The organism is Paenibacillus sp. B-A-8 (assembly GCF_048572915.1).
Classification (GTDB): Bacteria; Bacillota; Bacilli; order Paenibacillales; family Paenibacillaceae; genus Paenibacillus_AQ.
Genome location: NZ_CP183882.1, coordinates 2,024,853 through 2,051,152 on the forward strand (window position 1 = coordinate 2,024,853; position 26,300 = coordinate 2,051,152).

7 protein-coding genes and 1 pseudogene are annotated in these 26,300 nt (G+C 43.5%); 7 read left to right on the forward strand and 1 reads right to left on the reverse strand.

Annotated elements, in window-relative coordinates:
- Positions 1-205: 205 nt before the first annotated feature.
- From ACN6MV_RS08865 to ACN6MV_RS08890, 6 genes and pseudogenes are all read left to right on the forward strand, one after another.
- Positions 206-3,454: a family 43 glycosylhydrolase gene (locus tag ACN6MV_RS08865; RefSeq protein ID WP_419886163.1), complete on the forward strand. Its 3,249-nt coding sequence runs from the start codon at positions 206-208 to the stop codon at positions 3,452-3,454.
- Positions 3,455-3,540: 86 nt separating this feature from the next.
- On the forward strand, positions 3,541-4,533 hold the full coding sequence (locus tag ACN6MV_RS08870) for an S-layer homology domain-containing protein (protein ID WP_419886164.1): 993 nt from the start codon (positions 3,541-3,543) through the stop codon (positions 4,531-4,533).
- A gap of 139 nt (positions 4,534-4,672) precedes the next feature.
- A complete protein-coding gene (locus tag ACN6MV_RS08875) occupies positions 4,673-8,167 on the forward strand; it encodes a carbohydrate-binding protein (protein ID WP_419886165.1) in 3,495 nt (1,164 codons plus the stop codon).
- A gap of 89 nt (positions 8,168-8,256) precedes the next feature.
- A complete protein-coding gene (locus tag ACN6MV_RS08880; RefSeq protein ID WP_419886166.1) occupies positions 8,257-11,547 on the forward strand; it encodes a family 43 glycosylhydrolase in 3,291 nt (1,096 codons plus the stop codon).
- 111 nt (positions 11,548-11,658) lie between these two features.
- Positions 11,659-16,134: a beta-L-arabinofuranosidase domain-containing protein gene (locus tag ACN6MV_RS08885; protein ID WP_419886167.1), complete on the forward strand. Its 4,476-nt coding sequence runs from the start codon at positions 11,659-11,661 to the stop codon at positions 16,132-16,134.
- Positions 16,135-16,555: 421 nt separating this feature from the next.
- Positions 16,556-17,593: pseudogene (locus tag ACN6MV_RS08890) on the forward strand (protein prkA); the annotation flags it as partial.
- A 119-nt stretch (positions 17,594-17,712) separates the two neighbouring features.
- On the opposite strand, the gene ACN6MV_RS08895 reads toward ACN6MV_RS08890, so the two are convergent.
- Complete coding sequence (locus tag ACN6MV_RS08895; RefSeq protein ID WP_042125692.1) at positions 17,713-18,573, reverse strand: helix-turn-helix transcriptional regulator; 861 nt, start codon at positions 18,571-18,573, stop codon at positions 17,713-17,715.
- A gap of 268 nt (positions 18,574-18,841) precedes the next feature.
- On the opposite strand from ACN6MV_RS08895, the gene ACN6MV_RS08900 reads away from it, so the two are divergent.
- A complete protein-coding gene (locus ACN6MV_RS08900) occupies positions 18,842-26,233 on the forward strand; it encodes an endo-alpha-N-acetylgalactosaminidase family protein (RefSeq protein ID WP_419886168.1) in 7,392 nt (2,463 codons plus the stop codon).
- Positions 26,234-26,300: the final 67 nt, after the last annotated feature.

Here is a 26,300-nt window from a genome sequence, read left to right on the forward strand (position 1 = left end):
TGTACTTACTAAAAGTCGCAGATATAATTAGTGCAGAATTCAGGAGAATGGCTTGCGAGAAGTGATATTAAGGGCGAAGAGGGGGCGATTATATAGTTTAGAAGTATTATTAAATATATTTATTAAAGCGCTATCATTTTTAAGAATAGTAAATAAAGGGATAAATCAATGGTTGATAGAGCCTGAATGGGAGGAATTAAATACGATGTATAAAAAGTGTTGGGTACTCGTTTTGGTTTGTTCTTTCTTCATTTGCTTTCTACCAGGTAAATCTATCTATGCTGCGGATCAAACCGCCAAGAACCCGATTATATGGGCGGATATTCCGGATGTTAGTGTAATCAGGGTAGAAGATACCTTTTATATGACCAGTACAACGATGCATATGAATCCGGGCGTTCCCGTTATGAAATCCAAGGATCTTGTAAACTGGGAAATTGTCAGTTACGTATACGATATCCTAGCGGACAATGACAAACAGACGCTTACCAATGGGCAGAATATTTACGGGCAGGGCTCATGGGCTAGTAATATCAGATATCATAACGGCAAGTTCTATGTCGTCTTTGCTTCCAATGATATCGGTAAAACGTTTGTTTTTCAAACCACGAACATCGAAAAAGGACCTTGGGAAAAGTATGAACTGGCCGGCGGAGTTTATCATGATATGTCTCTATTGTTTGATGATGACGGACGTGTATATCTGGTTCATGGCAATGGCACCATTCGCGCGATTGAGCTTACTTCGGATGCCACGGCGATTAAACCGGGAGGGATGAACAAAGTCATTATTCAAAATGCAAGCGCTCCCGGAGGAACCGGAGGTTTAGGCGCTGAAGGGTCTCACATTTATAAAATTAACGGCAAATATTATATCTTTAATATTTCATGGCCGACCGGGGGAATTCGAACTCAACTGGTTCACAGGGCAGATCAGATTGACGGTCCCTATGAAGGCAAGGTTGCGCTGAAATCCGGGAGTAACACAAGTGGAGCCGGCGTAGCCCAAGGCGGCATCGTTCAAGCAGCTGACGGGAAATGGTATGGGATGCTCTTCCAGGATTACGGTTCGGTGGGACGCATCCCGTATATTGTTCCCATGACTTGGAGTGAGGACAATTGGCCAGTATTCGGTGATGTCAATGATACGGGAATTGCTGCAGAGCTTTCGAAATCCTGGGTGGCATCCGACAATTTTGATCAGAGGACAGAGAGAGTTAGTGCATACCATACCGAGGTAGCCGGCGGAGAAAATGATGACAACGGCTCCAATCTTGCATACGTATGGCAATGGAACCATAATCCCGATAACAGATATTGGTCTCTGACGGACCGTCCCGGACACCTTAGATTAACAACGGGAAGAACGAGCACAAGTATTCTGGATGCCAGAAATACCCTTACCCAGAGAACCTTCGGTCCGGAAAGCTCAGGGACAATCGCAATTGATGTCAGCCATATGAAAGACGGGGATGTAGCCGGAATATCTTCTTTTCAGAAAATTTACGGTTATGTAGGGGTTAAAATGTCAGGATCTGAAAAGTCGATTGTGATGGTAAACGGAAGCTCAGGGTCGGCATTAGAAACGGCTAGTATTCCGATCAATCAGGACGTCGTCTATTTACGGACTGAGCTTGATTATAAGAATCGGACGGACAAAGCATCCTTCTATTACAGTCTGGATGGTAAACGCTGGGCATCGATCGGGAATACCCTGCAAATGTCATACACCCTGCCACATTTTATGGGTTACCGATTTGCCTTATTCAATTATGCAACAAAAACTGCAGGCGGTTACGTTGACTTTGATTACTTTAAAATAGGCGACAAGCTGGAAGGGACTAATGTTGATACGAATTTAAAAGAACTTCGTCTAAACGGTGTTCCTTTGCGTGGCTTTAGTCCAAATATTTATTCCTATGACATTGATGTTCCGGAAGGGGCAGCTCCGCCTCAAGTTACCGCGATGGCTAACGATCCCGAGGCGATGGTCAAAATCACACAAACGATGGAAATCCCCGGCATAGCAACGGTGAAGGTGATCAGAGACGGGATTGAAGCAGCAGTCTATACTCTTCGTTTCAGTACGCCGGTCTTCATAGCCATCGAGGCGGAAACAGCGGCGGACAACTCGAAGGAGGCCTACGTACACGGCACGATCAACGGCCATACCTGGTCGCTTGTCGACGGGCAGTCCACAAAAGCCATGTTCTTCGGGCCTGATACCGGCTTTAATATGCCCGGGACGGATGCAGCGACCCTAGCCTCAGGTTCCAGGCTTGGGTATAAAATCAACATCCCGAAAGCAGGGGCTTACCAGCTTTGGATCCTAGCCAAGAGCGTGGATTTCAATTCCGATTCCGTCCATGTCGGAGTGGATCAGCAGTATAAATTCACTTCCAACGGGATTGAGGGAATCAGCGGCGGACAGTTCAAATGGGTGAATCTCAGCAACGGCGGCTCCGTCGTGCCTGGGGGAGAGCCATTGAATATGTCAGCCGGCGAACATGAATTGAATTTCTGGGGCAGGGAAGACGGGTTGACGATAGACCGGATTTATTTGACGACAAGCACCTCCACGGCGGATCCCGTCTGGCCGTCTACGGAAGAGCCGGAACCCCTGGAGCCTGCCGTTGCATTGTCGGCAACGGACAGCGTGAAGCCTGGAAGCAGCTTTACCGTCGGCGTGAAGCTGAATAACTTGGTAGAAAGCGTATATGCCCAGGACATCACGTTCACTTATGATGCCAACGTTTTCGAATATATGAGCGCAACTTCCGCAACGTATAATGTGGAGCTGATGGCAGAGGACAAAGATACCCTTGGTGAGGTCAGATTGATCGCCGCCAATATCGGAGGTATCTCGGGAGCAAGCACGCCGTCTCTGGATCTGACCTTTAAGGTGAAATCCGGTGTCCAGAACACGAGCGGGACGATAGCCGTGAAGCGGGCGGAATTGGGAACGTCCGAGGGAGCCGTGATCCAGGCGAAACTGGACCATAAGGTCATTTCTGTAGGAAGCATCGATGTGAGCGTAGACAAGACTGCGCTGAACGCAGCGATTACAAATGGGCAGAGCTTGTATGACGCTGCAGTCGTAGGTACTCTGCCTGGTCAATATCCGCAGGCAGCCAAAGATGCGTTCGGCATTGCAATTAACGCGGCCAAAGCGGTTAAAGACAACTCGGGCGCGACACAGTCTCAGGTTGACAACGCAGTCACTGATCTACTCCGTGCGGTGAATAGCTTCAAGTCCGCAGTAATTAAGGAAGTATCCGCGGATCTGAACAACGACGGCATCGTCAATGTGGGCGACCTTGCGATTGTTGCTTACCATTACGGTAAGGACTCCGCCAGCTCTGATTGGGCGAAAGCCAAGATTGCCGATCTGAACGGCGACCAGAAGATTGACATTACGGATCTTGCATTCGTCGCCACCAAAATTCTTAATTAGTAAATTAATTGTAAAATATTCTCTCAGTACGCCCTATTCCGCCTAGAGAACAAAGGGATGGGGTGTGCTGAAATAAGGAGTGTCCAATGAGAAAACGAAAACTAGCAATCTTGATCTGTTTCATTGCAGTCCTAACAACGGCTTTCATGCCCGTTACGGGATATACAAAAGCGGAGACGGGCTTTTCACTAACGAAAATTTCAAATCAAGCTCTTCCTGACAAAACTCTGACGGTTACATTGAATGGAGATAACCTGAATGGACTCTATGCTTATGAAGCTATAATCAGGTTCGACCCTGAAATTGTTGAATTGGTTAAAGCCGAATCGAAGCTAGAGGGTTACTTTATAACTCCGAAGGTCGAAGACGGAACCATGACGATAGCTTTCACGAAAATCGGAAAGAAGACAGGCGAGCAAGGGAATATAGCCTTAGCCTCTATTCTTTTTAAAGGGAAAACCAAGGGAGATGCCGGCATCCAACTGGTATCCGTAAAGGCATTGGACCCGGCTTTAAAAGAAACGGTTTATAAAAACAAGATGACCTTCGACGATCTTGAAGGCTATGAATGGGCGAGGATGGAGATCGAAACGCTTGCCACATCGGGAATTATCAAGGGAACTTCAGCTACCACTTTTAGTCCCGGGGCGAAAATTACCAGAGCTGACTTCGTTAGCTTGCTGGTCAGGGCGCTGCAGTTGGATGCCGAAGTCGAAGGTAACTTTAAAGATGTCAAACAGACCGATTACTTTTACAAGGAAGTAGGGATTGCCAAAAAATTCGGAATTGCTCTGGGTACAGGCGACGACAAATTTGACCCGAAGCAAAGGATTACCAGACAAGATATGATGGTGACGGCAGAACGCGCTATGAAAATTGCAGGAAGAATGCTGGATGAGAAAGACTCGGATTTAAGCAGTTTCAGAGACTCTGGGGATGTATCCACTTACGCGGTAAACGCCCTGACCCGATTGGTCAAGAAAGGAATCATTGAAGGTTACAATGGCATGATAAAACCTAAAGACCTAGCGACTCGGGCAGAAGCAGCCGTCATTATCTATCGGTTGTTGAACATTTAAGCATCCAACCTTTCATGAACATGTTCAGACTACTGAACTGCTGGGAAAGGAGGTGTCAACATTCTAGTAAAGCTTCATGAAGCACCTATATAAATTGAAGTGTCTATTAATCAAATTATGAAAGGGTGGAGTTAATAATATGCGAGTATGGAATAAACTATTGTCACTCATTTTGGTTTTAACTCTTGCAATCGCTTCAAGCCCGGGAAATCCAAAGGTACAGGCAGCGGAAGAAACACCGCTTACCCCGGCCATGGCCAAAACACCCGGCAATGCCAATCCGCTATTTTCGCACAAGTTCGGGGCTGATCCCTACGCCATGGTTTATGATGGTAGAGTTTATATTTACATGACAAATGATATTTTTGAATACAATGCGAATGGGACAATTAAGGACAACGGATATAGTCGGATCAACAAAATTACGGTGGTTTCATCCGATGATATGGTGAACTGGACAGACCACGGAGAAATCCCTGTAGCCGGCCAGCAAGGCGCTGCCAAATGGGCAAATAATTCATGGGCTCCTGCTGCGGCTCATAAAACGATAAACGGCAAAGAAAAGTTTTTCCTGTATTTTGCAGATAGTGCAAACGGAATCGGCGTTCTCACCGCGGACAGCCCGATTGGACCGTTTTCCGATCCGATTGGTAAACCACTGATCAGCAGAAGTACCTCCGGTGTCGAGAATGTCACATGGCTCTTTGATCCTGCCGTACTTATTGACGATGATGGAAGCGGATACATTTATTTTGGCGGGGGGATTCCAGCCGGAAAGGATGAAGATCCGGGTACCGCGCGTGTTGCAAAGCTTAGCGATGATATGATCAGCCTGGATTTGGCAGCCAGCGGCGGTAAAGCTCAACCGATTAATCCGCCTTGGTTGTTTGAGGATTCGGGAATCAACAAGTATAACGGAAAATACTACTACTCTTATAGTACAAACTTTTCCGGTCAACACCCGACGGATATTCCAACAGGAACGATTGCTTATATGGTGAGTGATCATCCATTGGGTCCATTCACCTATGTAAAAACCATATTACCTAACCCTGCTGTTTTCTTCGGTGTCGGTGGGAACAATCATCATGCCATGTTTGAATTTAACGACCAATGGTACATGACTTACCATGCTCAGACCGTGGCTAAAGCCATGGCGGAGAGCGGTCTAGTACCGGAATTGGGTGGGCAAGCGCACGGGTATCGTAATGCGCACATTAATAAAGTGAGTTTTGATGCAAACGGAGTTATCGAAACAATCACAGGCGATTATACCGGGATTGCTCAACTGAAAAACTTTGATCCCTACCAAAGAGTAGAGGCTGAAACGATCGGTTGGAACGGAGGGATCTCTACTGAAACTACGACCGAACCGGGAGGAATGGTAAACAGCATAAACCTGGCTGTCGGCAGTATCAACAATGGAGACTGGACGGCCGTATCCAAGGTTGACTTTGGCACGGAAGGCGCCGGTACATTTACAGCGAATGTTGCTAGCGATTCCAGCGGCGGAACTATCGAACTTCATATAGATAACGCGGATGGTCCGCTGATCGGAGTCCTGCCTATTTCCAATACGGGCGGTAATCAAGCTTGGAAGACTAAGACAACTAGCATTTCCGGCGCTTCGGGAGTTCATGATCTTTACATGGTCTACAAAGGTGCTTCGACAGGCAATCTCTTTAAGGTAGATTATTGGAAGTTCGGAAAAATGAGCGAAGTTCACGATCTTGTCGCAATCAATGCATCCATCGATAAAAACAAGATCGATTTGGCTTCTGGAACTAACACGGCGAAATTAAAGGTTGTAGCTGTTTACGGTGATGGAACAAGTGAGGATGTCACTGCTCAGGCAAACGCAACCCCTGCACAAAGTGGTATTGTCGATATTAAGAACGGAGTAATCACTGGGGTGGGGTATGGGTCAACAACTATCGATATCAGCTTCGGTGGAAAAACTGATTCATTAAATATACTCGTAAAGGACCTGAACAGTGAATTGTCGGTCAAACAGATTACTGTCGACAATCGTTCGTTTGCTCTGGATACCGGTCAAAAGGCTACTTTTAAAGTCACCGCCGAGTATCTTGACGGACATACGGAAGATGTGACGAGGAAAGCGGTCTACAATAACCCGAGTCCAAATATTGCAGAGGTTTCAAACGGTACGATTACTGCAAAAGCCAGCGGAACGACCCAAGTTGCTGTAAGTTATCAGGGAGAATTGGGCGAAGCTGCAACAACTCAAATTAGCGTAACTGTCAACACACCTACGTTCGTAGCCATCGAGGCGGAAACAGCGGCGGACAACTCGGAGGAAGCCTACGTACACGGCACGATTAACGGCCATACCTGGTCGCTTGTCGACGGGCAGTCCACGAAAGCCATGTTCTTCGGGCCTGATACCGGCTTCAATATGTCCGGAACGGATGCAGCGACCCTAGCCTCAGGTTCCAGGCTTGGATATAAGATCAACATCCCGAAAGCAGGGGCTTACCAGCTTTGGATCCTTGCCAAGAGCGTGGATTTCAATTCCGATTCCGTCCATGTCGGATTGGATCAGCAGTATAAATTCACTTCCAACGGGATTGAGGGAATCAGCGGCGGACAGTTCAAATGGGTGAATCTCAGCAACGGCGGCTCCATCGTGCCTGGGGGAGAGCCATTGAATATGACGACCGGCGAGCATGAATTGAATTTCTGGGGCAGGGAAGACGGGTTGACGATTGACCGGATTTATTTGACGACAAGCACCTCTACGGTGGATCCTGTTTGGCCGTCTACGGAAGAGCCGGAACCGACGGAGCCTGCCGTTGCATTGTCGGCAACGGACAGCGTGAAGCCTGGAAGCAGCTTTACCGTCGGCGTGAAGCTGAATAACTTGGTAGAAAGCGTATATGCCCAGGACATCACGTTCACTTATGATGCCAACGTTTTCGAATATATGAGCGCAACATCCGCAACGTATAATGTGGAGCTGATGGCAGAGGACAAAGATACCCTTGGTGAGGTCAGATTGATCGCCGCCAATATCGGAGGTATCTCGGGAGCAAGCACGCCGTCTCTGGATCTGACCTTTAAGGTGAAATCCGGTGTCCAGAACACGAGCGGGACGATAGCCGTGAAGCGGGCGGAATTGGGAACGTCCGAGGGAGCCGTGATCCAGGCGAAACTGGACCATAAGGTCATTTCTGTAGGAAGCATCGATGTGAGCGTAGACAAGACTGCGCTGAACGCAGCGATTATAAATGGGCAGAGCTTGTATGACGCTGCAGTCGTAGGTACTCTGCCTGGTCAATATCCGCAGGCGGCCAAAGATGCGTTCGGCATTGCAATCAACGCGGCTAAATCGGTTAAAGACAACTCAGGCGCGACACAGTCTCAGGTTGACAACGCAGTTACTGATCTGCTCCGTGCAGTGAATACCTTCAAGTCCGCAGTAATTAAGGAAGTATCCGCGGATCTGAACAACGACGGCATCGTCAATGTGGGCGACCTTGCGATTGTTGCTTACCATTACGGCAAGGACTCCACCAGCTCTGATTGGGCGAAAGCCAAGATCGCCGATCTGAACGGCGACCAGAAGATTGACATTACGGATTTGGCGTATGTTGCCTCTAAAATAGCTGACTAATCATGGGTGAAAATATGGACGGGGATTTTTTATTCCTGTCCATATTTCTTACATCCAATTATCAAATGTAATGTGGAGGGGGTTTGTCAATGAAAAAGGCTTTAAGCCTCGTAGTAACATTCTTAATTAGCTTGATGGTATCAACGACTATTTCTTTTGCAGATAATCCCGTAGTCCAAACGATTTATACCGCTGACCCTGCTCCATTGGTAGTTGGTGATACGGTCTATCTATATACCGGACACGATGAGGATAGCTCAACCTATTTTACGATGAATGAATGGAGAGTATATTCCTCCACAGACATGGTCAACTGGACAGATCATGGATCACCCTTGTCTTATAAAACGTTTAGTTGGGCAAAAGGCGACGCGTGGGCGGGCCATGCTATAGAAAGAAATGGTAAATTCTATTATTACGCAACGGTTACAAGTAGTGCGCTTGGAAGACCGGTGATCGGGGTGGCAGTCTCTGACAGTCCAACCGGTCCGTTTGTAGATGCTCTCGGATATCCGTTAGTCGCCAGCGCTTGGGGCGATATTGACCCGGCTGCATATATTGATGGGGATGGTCAGGCCTATCTTTATTGGGGAAATCCTGAATTGAAATATGTAAAACTAAATCCTGACATGATTTCCTACGACCAAAACGTTGGTATTGTAACGGTACCTTTGACGACAGAAGGGTTTGGGAAGCGTACAGGGAATGCCTCCAGGCTGACATTGTATGAGGAGGGGCCGTGGTTCTATAAACACGGAGATTTATATTACATGGTATATGCTGCCGGAGGTATACCTGAATATATCTCATATTCTACCAGCAATAGCCCTACCGGTCCCTGGACCTATAGAGGCGTCATTATGTCGACTCAAGGTAAAAGCTTTACTAACCATCCGGGAGTCATAGATTTTAAAGGACATTCCTACTTTTTTTATCATAATGGCGCCTTGCCGGGAGGAGGAGGCTTCACTCGTTCAGTAGCCGTTGAGGAATTTAATTATAATCCTGACGGCACATTCCCGGTGATCAATATGACAACTCAGGGACCAGCTGCGCTGATGCGTTTAAATCCATATGTCAGAAATGAAGCTGAAACCATTGCATGGGCATCGGGCATAAAAACAGAGCCATCCAATCATGGTGGAATGAACGTTTACCATATTGATAACGGAGACTATATAAAGATAAAAAATGTGGATTTTGGGTCTATCGGGGCCGGTTTATTTTCTGCAAATGTATCCAGCGCTTTTAACGGAGGCACATTGGAGCTTCATCTTGACAGTACTGAAGGGACATTGATCGGGACGCTCCCTATTTCCAACACAGGCGGAGATCAGGTTTGGCAGAAAAAAACAACAAATATTTCGGGTGCTTCCGAAGTCCATGATGTTTATTTGGTATTCAAGGGAGAAGCGACAGGCAATCTTTTTAAGATAGATTATTGGCAGTTCAAGCAAAAGAGCGCTGCTCATGATCTATCAGCAATCAACGCATCCATCGATAAATATAAAATCGACACTGTATCCGGAGCCAACCAGGCAAGGATGAAGGTTACTGCTGTATACACCGATGGAACAAGCGCTGACGTTACTGCTCAGGCTGTTGCTACTGCGGCAAAAGACGGTATCGTAAGTATTAATAAGGGAGTTGTAACGGGAGTAGGCTATGGTTCAACTAGCATTGATGTGAGCTATGGAGGATTGACAGATACACTGAATTTGCTGGTTAAAGACTTGAACAGCGAGCTTACGGTGAAGGAGCTTACAGTAGATAATCCCTCATTTGCTCTGGATTCCGGTCAAACAGCTGCCTTTAAAATTACCGCAGAGTATCTTGATGGACATAAGGAAGATGTGACGAGGAAAGCGGTCTACAATAACCCGAGTCCAAATATTGCAGAGGTTTCAAACGGTACGATTACTGCAAAAGCCAGCGGAACGACCCAAGTTGCTGTAAGTTATCAGGGAGAATTGGGAGAAGCTGCAACAACTCAAATTAGCGTATCTGTTGATACGCCTGTTGTCATAGCCATCGAGGCGGAAACAGCGGTGGACAACTCGAAGGAGGCCTACGTACACGGCACGATCAACGGCCATACCTGGTCGCTTGTCGACGGGCAGTCCACGAAAGCCATGTTCTTCGGGCCTGATACCGGCTTTAGTATGCCCGGGACGGATACAGCTACCCTAGCCTCAGGTTCCAGGCTTGGATATAAAATCAACATCCCGAAAGCAGGGGCTTACCAGCTTTGGATCCTAGCCAAGAGCGTGGATTTCAATTCCGATTCCGTCCATGTCGGATTGGATCAGCAGTATAAATTCACTTCCAACGGGATTGAGGGAATCAGCGGTGGACAGTTCAAATGGGTGAATCTCAGCAACGGCGGCTCCGTCGTGCCTGGGGGAGAGCCATTGAATATGACGGCCGGCGAGCATGAATTGAATTTCTGGGGCAGGGAAGACGGATTGACGATAGACCGGATTTATTTGACGACAAGCACCTCCACGGCGGATCCCGTCTGGCCGTCTACGGAAGAGCCGGAACCCCTGGAGCCTGCCGTTGCATTATCGGCAACGGATAGCGTGAAGCCTGGAAGCAGCTTTACCGTCGGCGTGAAGCTGAATAACTTGGTAGAAAGCGTATATGCCCAGGACATCACGTTCACTTATGATGCCAACGTTTTCGAATATATGAGCGCGACATCCGCAACGTATAATGTGGAGCTGATGGCAGAGGACAAAGATACCCTTGGTGAGGTCAGATTGATCGCCGCCAATATCGGAGGTATCTCGGGAGCAAGCACGCCGTCTCTGGATCTGACCTTTAAGGTGAAATCCGGTGTCCAGAACACGAGCGGGACGATAGCCGTGAAGCGGGCGGAATTGGGAACGTCCGAGGGAGCCGTGATCCAGGCGAAACTGGACCATAAGGTCATTTCTGTAGGAAGCATCGATGTGAGCGTAGACAAGACTGCGCTGAACGCAGCGATTACAAATGGGCAGAACTTGTATGACGCTGCAGTCGTAGGTACTCTGCCTGGTCAATATCCGCAGGCGGCCAAAGATGCGTTCGGCATTGCAATTAACGCGGCCAAAGCGGTTAAAGACAACTCGGGCGCGACACAGTCTCAGGTGGACGCTGCAGTCACCGATCTGCTCCGTGCGGTTAATAGCTTCAAGTCCGCAGTAATTAAGGAAGTATCTGCGGATCTGAACAACGACGGAATTGTCAATGTAGGCGACCTTGCGATTGTTGCTTACCATTACGGCAAGGATTCCACCAGCTCTGATTGGGCGAAAGCCAAGATCGCTGATCTGAACGGCGACCAGAAGATTGACATTACGGATTTGGCGTATGTTGCCACTAAAATAGCTGACTAAAACTACCATAAGCGAGAATGGGGATGGAGTGTTTTGCATACCATCCCTTGTTCTCACGCTAGATTTGATTCACTCAATCCTCATATAAAACACAAGGAGAGGTGTCAATCAATGGAACGGATAAAAGGTAAAAATGAGTCGCAGAGAAAAACGTTAATTAAAATCTTATCTATAACATTGCTGGCGAATCTGATGTCCGGTTTTTTAGGTTCCACGATTCCGGCATATGCAGCTGGGGTAGATGATTCAAAACAGCTGGAATTCAAGTTTGAAAATAATATTACAGATTCCTCTAGTAACGGGATTCGAGGGGTATTAAATGGGACGGCAAATTATGTTGAGGGTAAGGTTGGTAAGGCTTTACAACTAAACGGGACCAATAATTATATTGATTTAGGCACGTCATCGGCATTGCAGCCACAAAATCTAACAGTTTCCTTCTGGGTAAAGCCTGACTCTAAGTTAATAGGTGAACACATGATCATGTGGAACAAGCCAAATGGAAACTGGATGGGAGAAGGGTGGTATTTAAGCATCCTGAGCGATACAGTTCCGTTGAAGCTTTCAACTGGAACAAGTGTACAGGAATCGTATGTTACTGGGGATCGCAGCACGTTCTTTCCCATTGGAGAGTGGACGCATATTGCGGTTACCTATGATAATGCAACAAAAAATGTGGAGATTTATCGTAACGGTCTAGCTCAAAAGGTTATTTATAATAAACAAGGTGGCAGCATTGCAGCAAATAATACGGAACATAAGTATTTGGGATTCAATTCGCCACAGTATGGGGGAGGCTATGCAAAACTGAATGTGGACGAATTCAAGATTTATAGTGTAGCTGCTACGGAAGAAGTGATCCGAGACGTTTATAAAGGGGAAGGCGGCGTAATAGACGAAAAGAGGATTGCACAGCAAGATTTAGATGCAATCGTTCTGCCGGGGACAACTAGGGGCAATCTTACCTTTCCAATAAAAGGAGCAAATCGTAGTGCCATCTCGTGGAAATCATCCAATCCGGATGTGATATCAAATACAGGAGTGCTTACAGATCCAGGGGTAGATACCTCGGTGACTATACAAGCTACTGTAACGTATGGTTCAGTAACCTTAACAAAAACGTTTTCGATTCTTGTGAAAACAAGTAAATATCTAGGGGATTCAGCAAAGATCAAAAATTTCGACTTGGAGCAGGTAGATGTTACCGACCCGTATTATGTGAATGCCTTAAATAAAGATATTGAGTATTTATTAAAGCTTGATCCGGACCGTCTTTTGTCTGGATTTAGAACCGTAGCAGGTTTACCTAAGAAAGCGGAGCTATACAACGGTTGGGAAGGGAACTGGAGTTATCTTAGAGGGCATAGCCTGGGACATTATTTGACAGCGTTATCACAGGCCTATAAGCAAACGAAAGAGAACCCAACACAGAATGCACAAATCAAGAGCAGAATTGATTATGTGATTAGTGAACTGAAAGTATGTCAAAATGCAAGCAGTAACGGGTATGTTTTTGCAACACCAGAAACGCATTTTGATGTGATTGAAGGAAAGATCGAGGGACAAAGTTGGGTGCCATGGTACACCATGCATAAAATAATAACCGGGCTTGTGGATGTTTATAAATACGAAGGAAATGGAGATGCCTTAGAGATTGCAAGTAATTTGGGGGATTGGGCTTATCAAAGAACTCAAACATGGAACGAATCAACGCACACTAGAGTATTGAATATTGAATATGGCGGTATAAACGATGCATTGTATGAATTATTTAAATTCTCCAATAATCAGGATCATTTAACCGCGGCCCATATGTTTGATGAAGACTCTCTGTTTACGTCAATTGTTAATGGGCAAGACGTATTAGCGAATAAGCACGCCAATACACAAATTCCTAAGTTTATTGGCGCACTGAATCGATATCGCACATTAGGTGAGGCAGAATCGTTTTACCTGAAAGCAGCGGAGAATTTTTGGGAAATGGTGGTTAATGACCATACCTATGTAACAGGTGGAAATAGCGAAAATGAGCATTTTAGAGAACCTGGGCAGTTAGATAATTATAGGAATAACATTAATGATGAAACTTGTAACGCGTACAACATGCTAAAGCTTACTAGAGAGTTATTCAGGCTTACCGGTGATATTAAGTATGCTAATTATTATGAGAAAACATTGAAAAATGAGATAATGTCCTCCATTAATCCGGAGACCGGTATGAGTACGTACTTTAAGCCTATGGGTACAGGTTATTTCAAAGTATTTTCAACCGAGTTTGATAGCTTCTGGTGCGATACGGGAAGCGGTATGGAGAATTTTACGAAACTGGATGACAGTATCTATTTTCACTCCGGTCAAGATCTTTATGTCAACATGTACTTGAGTTCGATATTGAACTGGACTGAAAAGGGCCTTCAATTGACACAACAAACAGATCTCCCCCAAAGCGATAAGGCAACGTTTACAATTAATGCGGCACCTTCCGAGGATATTACGATTAAATTCAGATCTCCTGAGTGGGTTGCAAAAGGTGATAAGGTAGCTGTAGCGATAAACGGAACAACATTTAATGGGGAAGCAGCTGAAGGATATATTGATATCCATCGGGTATGGAAGACAGGGGATATCGTTGAACTGACATTCCCATTAAAAGTCCAAGTATCAACTCTTCAAGATAATCCTGAAGTGGCAGCATTCACTTATGGTCCTCTTGTTTTAAGTGCTAGCCTTGGGACAGAGCAAATGGTCGCCATTCCACATCTTGCTTCACAAAAAGCCAATTTGCCTTCGGGCGTGACCTTCAAGGATTACATCCTTATTAAGGATGGTAATGTTAATGATTGGGTCCGTGATATTAACAACAATTTGGTTAAGACGGAAGGAAAACTGGAATTTACCTTGCGGAATACAGATGAAGATAATCACTTGAAATTTACGCCTTTTTATACTTTATACAAGGAAAGATACGGGATTTATTTCTATTTATCCGCATTGGATTCACAGACCTTCCAGAAAAATATTTTGAATAAAAAGACGGCGGCTAAAAAGGCAATCGCTAAAATCGATGAAGTTCAAATTACGAATGATCAGCACGAATTGGCACATAATCTGCAAGGAAATACAGGAGGAGGTTCCTTCGGAGGGGAACAGTACCGGCAGGCTTGGAGCGGGTCATCAGGAGCCGCCTGGCTTAGTTATGATATGGCAGTCGATCCTTCTGTTACTAATTATATATCTACCAGATACTATAGCGGTGATAAAGGAAGAACCTTTAACGTTTATGTGGACGGTATTCTTATTAAGGAAGAAACCATAGAAGCAAAAGCCCCTGATCAATTTTATGATGTAAGATATCAAATCCCGGCAAATTTGTTAGCAGGAAAAACAAAAGTAACCGTGAAGTTTGCCAATAGAGGTTCGAGCTACGTCGGCAGATTATTCGGAACGGTTTCCATTTTGAAAGACTATAACAAAAGCACGAACCTTCAGAGTGTCACAGCGGATGGAACGCCAGCAGCATTGACTAATAATCACTATTCCATTTCTGTTCCAAAAAATGCTACAGAGTCATTAGTCAATTTCACTCCTGAAAACGCGAATGCTTTGGTATATGTTAATGGTGTATTAATTGACGATACTGCGAAAAGAAAAGTATCTTTACCAACCGATATGACTACTTTGAACGTTAGAGTGGTAGCTGAAGATGGGGTAACAGAAAAAGCTTATACCGTTAGCATCAATAAGCAAGCAAAAGAAGTAGTAACAGCTACACTTACAGTAGACAGCAGTGTGAAGGCTGGCAGCAGCTTTAAAGTGGGGGTTAATCTAAACAGCGTTACCCAAAGTGTTTATGCCCAGGACATCACTCTAACCTATGATGCCAAAGTATTTGACTATATGCTTGCGGCGGGAGCTAACAACAACATCCAGGTTGTGAAAGAGGATAAGGACACTACCGGGGAACTTCGACTGATTACTGCCAGTATCGGAGGTGTTTCGGGAGCGAGTAAGCCGGTTCTGGATCTGACCTTCAAGGTGAAATCAGGTGTTCAGAACACGAGCGGGACGATAGCCGTGAGCCGGGCGGAATTAGGAACGTCCGAGGGAGCCGTGATCCAGGCGGCATTGGACCATAAGGTCATTTCTGTAGGGAGCATCGATGTAGGCGTAGACAAGACCGCGCTGAACGCAGCGATTACGAATGCGCAGAACTTGTATAGCGCCGCAGTCGTGGGTACTCTGCCTGGCCAATATCCGCAAGCGGTCAAAGATGCGTTCGGCATTGCGATTAACGCGGCCAAAGCGGTTAAAGACAACTCGAGTGCGACACAGTCTCAAGTTGATGGAGCCGTAAATGATCTGCTCCGTGCGTTGGATACCTTCAAGGCAGCAATAATTAAGGAAGGATCCGCAGATCTGAACAACGACGGAATTATCAGTGTAGGTGACCTTGCGATCGTCGCTTACCATTACGGCAAGAACGCCACCAGCCCTGATTGGGCGAAGGCCAAGATCGCTGATCTGAACGGTGACCAGAAGATTGACATTACGGACCTTGCGATCGTTGCCACCAAAATATTGGAATAATTCATTAGTTTAATCCTTCATTTATATAACAGGAGCAGATTGCTATAGGCGTCTGCTTCTGTTTATATATTAACCATATAAATAAAATGACAGTAATAGATTTAATATTGCTGATCAAGTAACTGTTCTAAATAATCTATATATAATAGGTTTGCCAGAAAAACATAAAAATCGTCTTGTTCCCTTTTAGTAGAGGGTGTCACTGGTTTATAAATTTCAATTTCGCCTAGTTCAGTTTGAAACTTTTGTACGCTCTCCCACATCGGCTTCACCTCTACAACATAAGTATGTTTATAGCAGAGGGAAGTATTAGAAGAATTATTACAAGTTGTCCTAAACTACACGAGAACCTACAATCAGCAAAAACCTTTTCTGATGTCTAAAGAAGACCGTTTACTTTTAACTTAATCATCCAACAATCAACGAAATGATCATCGCACATACGAATGAAACCGAGTATAAGTCGTTTATTTCTAATAAAAAGAATGAAGCGCTCCAGTCCCGTATGATTGTTATGCCTGTTCCGTATAACCTCAGGGTATCGGAAGAGGAAAAAATCTACGCGAAGCTGATCGCTCAGAGTGATATGAATCATGTGCATATTGCACCGCATGCGCTGCGTGCCGCTGCGATTTTCTCGATCCTGACCCGTTTGAAAGAAAGCAAAAAACAAGGCATGGATCTGATCAAAAAGCTCCGCATGTATGATGGTGAAGAGGTCGAGGGCTACAAAGAAGCAGATCTCAAGGAAATGCAAACGGAGTATTTAGATGAAGGTATGTCCGGAATTGATCCGCGGTATGTTATCAACCGGATTTCCAGCGCTTTGATCAAAGGTGATCTGCAGTGCATGAACGCACTGGATGTGCTGCGGGCAATTAAAGACGGCCTGGATCAGCATCCATCGATTACTAAAGAGGAGCGGGAGCGTTATTTGAACTTCATCTCCATCGCTCGCAAGGAATATGATATTTTGGCAAAAAGCGAAGTGCAAAAGGCCTTTGTCTACTCCTTTGAGGAATCTGCTAAGACATTATTTGAGAATTATCTCGATAATATCGAAGCCTTCTGCAATTGGTCCAAAATCCGCGATCCACTTACGGATGAGGAAATGGAGCCGGATGAGCGGTTAATGCGTTCGATTGAAGAGCAAATCGGTATCTCTGAGAATGCGAAAAAAGCGTTCCGTGAAGAGATCCTGATCCGGATTTCCGCGTATTCACGCAAAGGGAAGAAATTTGAGTACAACAACCACGACCGCCTGCGGGAAGCGATTGAGAAGAAGCTATTCACTGATCTCAAAGATATCGTCAAAATTACCACCTCGTCCAAAACGCCGGATGAAAGCCAGCTCAAACGGATCAACGAGGTATGCGCCAGACTTATTGACGGGCACCATTATTGCCCAATTTGCGCCAATGAGCTGCTGAAGTATGTGGGAAGCTTGCTGAATCGGTAAGCATCAGGATGAACATAGGGTAGTAAGAATAACAGATATACAATGAAAATGAGCTGTGCTCGAAGTCGATTATGACGGAGCAGGCTCATTTTTTTTGTTATATAGATACAATTATTAACCTATATATCCTTCGTACGAAGATTTTTATATTCCTTTGGAGTAACGCCGCTGTATTTTTTAAATACGGTTGAGAAGTATTGTGCACTAGAAAATTGGAGTTTTGAAGATATTTCTGTGATGGAGAGTTCTGTATTACATATGTAATTCATGGCTTTATCAATTTTTGTGATACAAAGATAATCGTTCACTGATATATTCACGTATTGTTTGAAAATTTTCGATAGGTATCGGGTAGTTATATTACAGTTGCTAGCGATATCGTCTAGTGTGATATTGTTTTCTACATTTTGTCTAATGAAATGGATAGCTCGAATTGCTATGGGATTATTTATTCTGAATACTTTACGAACACTTTTTTCAATCTCGCGAGATAATAGAAACAGTAATTCGTAGATATAAATATTTGCTAGCGACTTGTGGTACATATTTACTTCAGTATTTACTTCTTCGCAAATACGATCCACACATGAAAGAATCTGTTTCGTATATGGATGGAAGGTATAGGCTATATGTCTATCTGACATATAATGTAAAAATCTGATATATTCATTTACTTTGGGGTCTGCTGCAATAAAGTTTTCTGGAGAAAAGTGAACTTGTAGGAAGACGGCTTCTTGATCTGATTTTACATGAAAAGAGTGAATCATATGAGGGAAGATGACCATTATTTCACCTTTATGAACGGTAATCCTCTCACCATTAATAATGATGTCACATTCTCCTTCTTTCATTAAACAGATTTCCAGATTCTCATGGCAATGAGGTCCAAAAAAATAACCTGGTTTCAAGGTGCGCTCTAATGCATTATAGATTAATTCCTGATCAGACTCATGATATAAGAGATCAACAACTCGGTTCATAATAATCGCCCCTGATAGTATTCAGACATTTGTGTCAAAATTCACCGCTTATTATCACTCAGTGTATCATTGAAACTATTAACATTCCAGAACTAATGTGGGGCGTATGGGTAGAATAATAATTGATTTTAGTTCTGTATTTCAAACGGATTTTTCAATATTGGTTATATTTTGAAAGTATAAATCGAATAAAATTGTTAAAATCAAAAATGTATTTGAAAGCGTTTTAATTTATATCCAATAGACTATTATAAGGGGGAAAGGTACGATGCGAAAAAAGGTTGCGAAAAAGATTTATCGATTCATGATTTGGATGATGATTTTTTTAATGGCTACAAGTCAATCAATCATATATCCAAGAAGTACGTCTTATGCTGCTGAAGGAGAAATTGGTGATTCGTTAAGTGCAGTTCACGAACAAGTAATTAAACGTATTTCTCCAACAAATGTTCAAACTTCCGTTGGTGAACCACCAGAACTCCCTTCGGTAGTACAAGCAGTTTACAACGATGATTCCATCGGCGAAGTAATGGTTAGCTGGGATGAAATCGATCCTTTAAGTTATGCGAAGGTGGGCACTTTTAACGTAGAGGGAAATGTTAAAGCCTCGGATGTCAAAGCAGAAGCGACTATTACAGTAACGGATTCACAAGAGGGTACAATTGAAGAGGCGAACATAGAGGACTTCTTAAATGACATCAAATTAAATGTTCCTGAGGGTCAAGGGGCAGTATCGTATACGAATAATTATCAGTCAATGGAACCGGAACCAATGACGTTCGTTAAAGGAGCAGGAACAACTTCTGTAAATAATGGACTAACCATTGCGATAACTAAAGTGGATGGCGGTGGAGCCATTGCAACATGGGATAAAGCTCCATGGCTATCTGCCGGAATTATTGATACAACGATGCGCTATACAAGTTCAGTTTCAAGTAATGTTGGTTTTGTTATAGGATCAAATGATACGAATCAAGGGGTGTCTATCCGTTACGATGCCAATACAGATTGGGTAATTCAAAGTCCGGATGGTTCAGGTAATTGGGAAGTATTCGAGGGTCCTGAACTGAAAACAGATATAGATTATCGAATACAAATCGGCTTTCATGGTACGAAGCTCGTGGTTATAGTAGACGGAGTGACATACTACAATAAGGATACGGATTTATTGAATCAGTCGACAGGGATTGGTCAGGTAGGTCTATATAAACGTTTTGCAACAGGAAATGTCTCTATTAAAGAGTTACGTATTGCAGGTGTAGGTACAAAAGATAAACCTTCAAATGTCATTGATTATGTACAAGACTATGAAGATCCTAATTATATACCTCATTGGTCAGGTTTAAATGCTCAAGTAGTGACCGATCTTACGGGAAATAAAGTTCTTTCTCTGAAAAAAGGATCAAAAGAACGAGGTGTAGATCTAGATTCCCCACAAATTCAAGAGGGTACACTCTCGTTAGATTTCAAGCTGATTAATCCAGCGAAACTAGGTAGCGGTCAAGGCTTTGCGTTTGGTTTTAGAATGAATGAAACGGCGAGCATATTCAATGAGATTGGGGTTGACCCTAGCATCTGGATACCAGAGTCTAACTCGGGTTGGGGAAGTAAATTAAATATTCCTTACCCGATCCAAGGCAGATGGAATAATCTCATGTTCAATTTTAAAGGGAAAACAATCACGGTATTTTTGAATAAAAAGGAGATCGGTGATATTACTTTTGCGCAATTCTCAGAAGTAGCTGGGTACTTCGGTCTTCGAATTCGAAGTACGGTAGAATTGCAGATAGATAATATACACTATACAAATCAGATCATAAAACCCAAACAAATTATTCAGTATAGTAATGATTTTCAAGACAGTATAACAGGCGACTGGAGTAACGGTGCAACGTCTACCATTATTACAGAAGGCAGCAACCGAATTCTAAAGTTATCTGGTCTGAACGGTGAAACATGGAATACTGATGCTCCGCTCCTACAGAGTGCGACTTATATGGCTAGTGTGAAACCTACGAATACCAATATCGGATTTGCTATTGGTAACAATGCTCTAATTACATTTGATGGTGCGAAATGGATTTTGAAAAAGGGTAACACCATCATTGATTTTGTTGCATCTGGTACTAGTACTAGTAGTTCAAATCCTAAACCTTTCGTCTGGAATAAAGTGGGTTTACAATATTCCGACTCCTCTGTAACCCTAAGCATTAACGGGGCTGAATTGTATGCAAGCTTACCGGCAGGACAGCAATTCGGAGAAGGACGTTTTGGGGTTGTTGCTCAGGATACCATATATATCGATAATATTCTTTTTACCGAAGAGTTTATGGATATGAATACTTCTACACAAACGGACAAAATGATTTACGAGGAATATTATGAAGGTAATTCTCAGCCTAATTGGGATGGGTATCATGCGACACCGCAAGTTATAGATGGATATTTGACAGGGACTATTGATGCTGGAGCAACTGCTTTTAATAGAGATATAACAGCAGTATCAAATGGGATCTATCAAGTGAAAATGAAGAGTGATGGTGAAGTTGGTGTTAAACTGGGCAATATCACCATATATCAAGAGAGCGCGGGAAAATGGAAATATCAGTTGGAAGGTAGCGAAGCTGCCATTGGCAATACTGATGCCATTGCAATAAGCAAAGATTATATTTTACGTGTGCAGGTCATTGAGAAGGAATTAAGCCTATATATAAATGGAGTATTGGTCGGTAATGTACCAGTATCTGCATATTCCCCAGGAGCATTTGGCTTATATAACACAACTGATGCTGCAATTAAGGTGAATGTAGATGCAATAACCGCAGAAGAAATCAGAGTATACCAACCAAATTATTCGGCACAGAATTGGGGCTCTCTGGATAGTAGTAATCCGGTGGTAGAGAGTAACGGAGATGGTCAAATTCAATTGAACATGCCAGGTGTAGCACTAGCCGTGGATAAGGATAGCCCTAAATTGATGGATCAGAAGGTTACTTTTGATTACAAAACAAATGTAGACGCTGGAGCAACTGGTGGGCGATATGGATTTATATTAAGAGGATCCACGGATAATGCATATGTATCGGTTAATCATGACATTAACGGCGTTTGGAAATTGTTTGCAAATGGAAACGAGGCTACTTTCTCAAACTCATATGAGATGCTAGCCGATACACTTTATCATATCGAACTTCGTTTAGTAGGAACAACCATAAGCTTCAAGATTACGGACCCCGATGGCGTGACAACGGATATGGGATCGGTATCTGAAGAAGAAATGACTATGCAGCCAGGTTGGCTTGGACTTCGATCTTGGTATGGAAGTAAAAAGATGACAGTGAGCAATGTAAAGATGGTAGAGCTAGAGTCACTACCTAAGCTTCAGGTTGCCTCAGAGACAGATACGATCACTAAAGATGGTTTAAACGTTACAGTATATAAAGATTTCCCGGGTATTGTTGAATATCAAGTTGATGAACGTAAACTACAGGCTAGCGAGGAGCAAACGAATAGTCTGAAGATCAACAATATGGATTATGTGCCTCGCACCATATCTAATAAAGAGAGCGATAGTAAGTATCAGTATACAATGATGATTGACGAGATTGGTGTTGTCATCGAAGCACATATTGAGGCGAAAGCGAATCATATCGTACGTTTTGAAATTGATAAAATAACTGAAAAACCGGATGGGTTTGTTGTCCGTTCGATTCAAATTAACAATTCTCTAATCCATGTGAATAGCGCTATGGAAAATGCAACGTATGCATGGAGTAAATCGGATGGAGCATGGCACGGATTAACAGAAGAACTGGTCGATAACATGAATCTTATGAAACAGAGTAGCGCTTCAGGCGTTACGATGGCTATGGTGAGCGGAAATGGCTTGGGAGCATCGATTGAAGACAATGTAATCAGCGGTGGCAATAAAATTATTGTGACCACGGAAAAGAAACCACTTGTCAATAAAGTGACAGTGAAGCCGGGTACTTGGACGTATCGCCATCTTCAAAGTAATGAAACGGAAGAACTGCCTTGGTATGAGGTAGTTGTGACAAATGATCGGAATAATGACGGTAAAACAGATTGGCAGGATGCAGCTGTTGCTTATCGGACGAATATTTTTAAGGAGCCATTTGGTGCTCGGGATATGCAGAACAATATGATGTACATCGCATTCAACTTTGCTAGCCAGGCAAATGATCCTTTCTTGAATTCGTTGGATACGGGTAAAATTCTGTACAATTATACTGATGGCTTTGGACAGATGATTCTTCATAAGGGATATCAGGCAGAGGGCCATGATGATGATATTCCATCCTATTCCAACATTGGTGTGAGGCAGGGTGGATTGGATGAATTAAACTATCTCATCAATGAGGGCGATAAGTATAATCTTAACGTGGGTGTTCATCTCAATGCAACAGAGTATCAACTTGATGCTAACGAACTGAATTATTCCAACTTAAATGGAGCATCATCAAAAGGGCCGACAGTAGATAGGCTTTCCGGAGGTTGGGATTGGATTGATACGTCTTATTATGTTGATCAGACGAAGGATGTCTTGAGTGGGAATCTAGAGTCACGGTTCAAAAACTTATTTAATCTGACGAAGGATTCTTTGAGCCCGAATGATCCTACATTAGACTTCTTCTATATTGATGTGTATACAGGCAATGATTACAATGCCTATAAATTGCTGCAATACGCTAATAATCTTGGACTAAAAGTAGGAACGGAATTTGCCGGCCCATTAGAGCCCGGTGTGGATTTTGTTCACTGGGGTCCAGATTTAGGATATCCGAATAAGGGGAATTCTAGCATTCTATCAAGAATAGTGAAGAATAATCTAGATATTTTCGTTGGAAATGCCTTATTCAAAGGACAAAAAATACCAGGTGTGACAACGTGGGGAGATTCCAAACCGGATGTACAGCAAGGTGTAACTGTATTCTTTAACGAAGTATTACCTACGAAGTTCATGCAACATTTTGGTGTTATGAAATATGAAGAGGATAAAATTACGTTTGATAACGAAGTGATCTCTAAGAGAAATAAATTAACGAATATGATTGAGTTATCTAAAAATGGCAAGCTTATATCTTCTTGGAAAGATACGGGGACGACAACAGACGAATCAGAGCGTCATACTGGTGAAGCGAATTCGTTAATTCCTTGGGTTTGGGATATGAAGACCAATAAGATCTTGGGTGTAAACGAAGGTGCAAGACTATATCACTGGAATACAACAGGCAACGCGACAACTTGGCAGTTGACGGATGAATTTAAAGATGTGAGCCAATTCAATATGTATGAGCTGACACAACAAGGCAAAGTGTTAGTCGATACAGTTGTTGCTCATGATGGATCTCTCACGATAAATAAGGCTAAGAAAAATACACCTTATGTGCTTTATCCTACATCAGCGGATGCTCTAGTATTGGTCCCTGCTGCAACAAATTGGGGTGAAGGCAGTCTTATTAAGGATTTCGCCTTTAATTCTGAGCAATTGAATGTTCCAGGTTCCTGGACAGCTGATGATCTAAGTAATATTACAATCAAGACAGTGCAAGGTGATCGCGAATACGATACCAGCAAAGAAATGAACAAATCGAATTGGAATAAATACGCTGAGGTTGGAAACAAAGCGGGTATCTTGTCTCAGGAAATTAATGGACTACAGCCTGGTGAGGATTATACTGTCGGGGTGTGGACTCAGACGGAGAAAGGAAGAAAATCTTCTCTGCAGGTTACAATTAACGGTAAAACCTATTCTAATCATGTGACAGGGCAGGACGGTATCCATAACTCATCCTTCAAGTATGTCGATACAACATGGCAGAGAATGAATGTTGAATTTAAGGTTCCTGAAGGTGTTACTACTGCAACAGTGAAGTTGCTAGCTGATTCAGGAGTTGGTACTGTACAATTTGATGATGTTCGTATTTGGAAGCATACGTCAGTGGAGAAGGATCCTACGAATAAAAATTATGTTGTGTATGAGGATTTCGAGAATGTGTATGAAGGTTGGGGTCCATTTGAGTATGGTGGTGGGTCTAGACAAATTCATATTGCAACTGACCAAAGTAATCCACACGATAACAATCCTATCGTTCAGGCAGCTGAGAACAAAGTTGGTCCTGTGATGACTTGGGTTCTGAATGGTGAAAACTCGCTAAAAATGAATGAAACAGATGTGGGTAAACTCATTAAAACAAACGAATCTAGCGTGAAATTGAAGCCAAATAAAGAATATGAGTTAGGATTTATCTATACTTCAGAAACGTATGTTGGTTATGAAGTGTCGGTACAATCACGTTCTTCAAAAGAGATTGTATTAAAGGAAACGCTAGGTAATTTAACCAATCCAGGCAATAAAGCTGGAGAAAATGGCGGTTATATCACATTCAAGCAAAGCTTTACAACCGGTAATCAGGATGATTATCAAGTAATTTTCAAAATGATTACCAAAGGTTCGGGAAAAGCTACATCTGATTTTGCTTTTATTCTAGATGATTTTTATATTAAGGGAAGTAATCTAGACATCTCTAAAGATCTCCTTCAACAAACGATTACCGATGCAGCAGCATTAAAGAGTTCAGATTATTCATCTGAAACCTGGGCAATCGTTGCGGCTGCTCTGGATAAAGCGGAGAAGATTCTGAAGGATCCTAGCGCTACGATTACTTCACTAGATGAAATGCGAGTAGAGCTTGAAAATGCGATAAAAAGTCTTGAATTCGCTCTTAGCATTGTAGCTATAGAGGATGTAAAGATTGAAACCGAAGTTGGCTCCGCGCCGAAACTGCCTGCGGAAGTAACTGTGACCCTGAGCAATCATACGATACAGAAAACGTTGGTTGTATGGGATGAGATTCATTCTTCGAGTTATGCACAAGCGGGGAGCTTCCAAGTAAAAGGCACGGTTGCTGGGACTGATATGAAAGCAATAGCGATTGTAACGGTCAAAGCAAAGGATAGTAATCAATCAGAGACAGATCCTGGCAATGTTTCTAACCCAAGTTCTAATCCAAGTTCAGGTGCGAAACCGGAGGCAACTCCAAATCCAGGAACCGACTCAGATCAAGGATCTGGAATCAAACCTAAATCCTTTATCGATACCGTGGGCCACTGGGCAATTAAGGATATTGAGGCTTTGGTGAGTAAAGGTATCCTGAAGGGGATAACAGATCAGAATTTTGCTCCGGACAAGACGATTAATCGTTCTGAAATCGCAGCGATCCTGGCACGAGCTCTAGGTCTTGAAGTAAAAGGGTCAACATCATTTAAGGATGTGCCGCAAGATAAATGGTACAGCGATAGTGTTATTGCTACAGCAGATGCTGGGTTGCTTAAAGGGTATGTAGGTAATTTGTTTGATCCGATGAAGCCTCTAAGCCGTCAGGAAATGGCAGTTATTATGGCAAGAGTGCTTGAATTGAAGGGGAAATCACCTAAAGTATCAGATGCTACGCAAGCTGTACTAGCTACGTATATAGATGCGGATCAGGCAGGTATATGGTCAAAGCAGGCATTGGCTACTTGCATCGAATTGGGTCTAATCCAAGGGACCCCTGATCATAAACTCAATCCGAAGAGTAATCTGACTCGTGCGGAAGCTGCAGTCATGATCAGCAGATTATTAACGTATTTAGGTTAGGAATATTCAATCGAATTGGTAAAAGTGAAAAAGGGATGTAGTGGCTTAATCAGGCTGCTTCATCCTT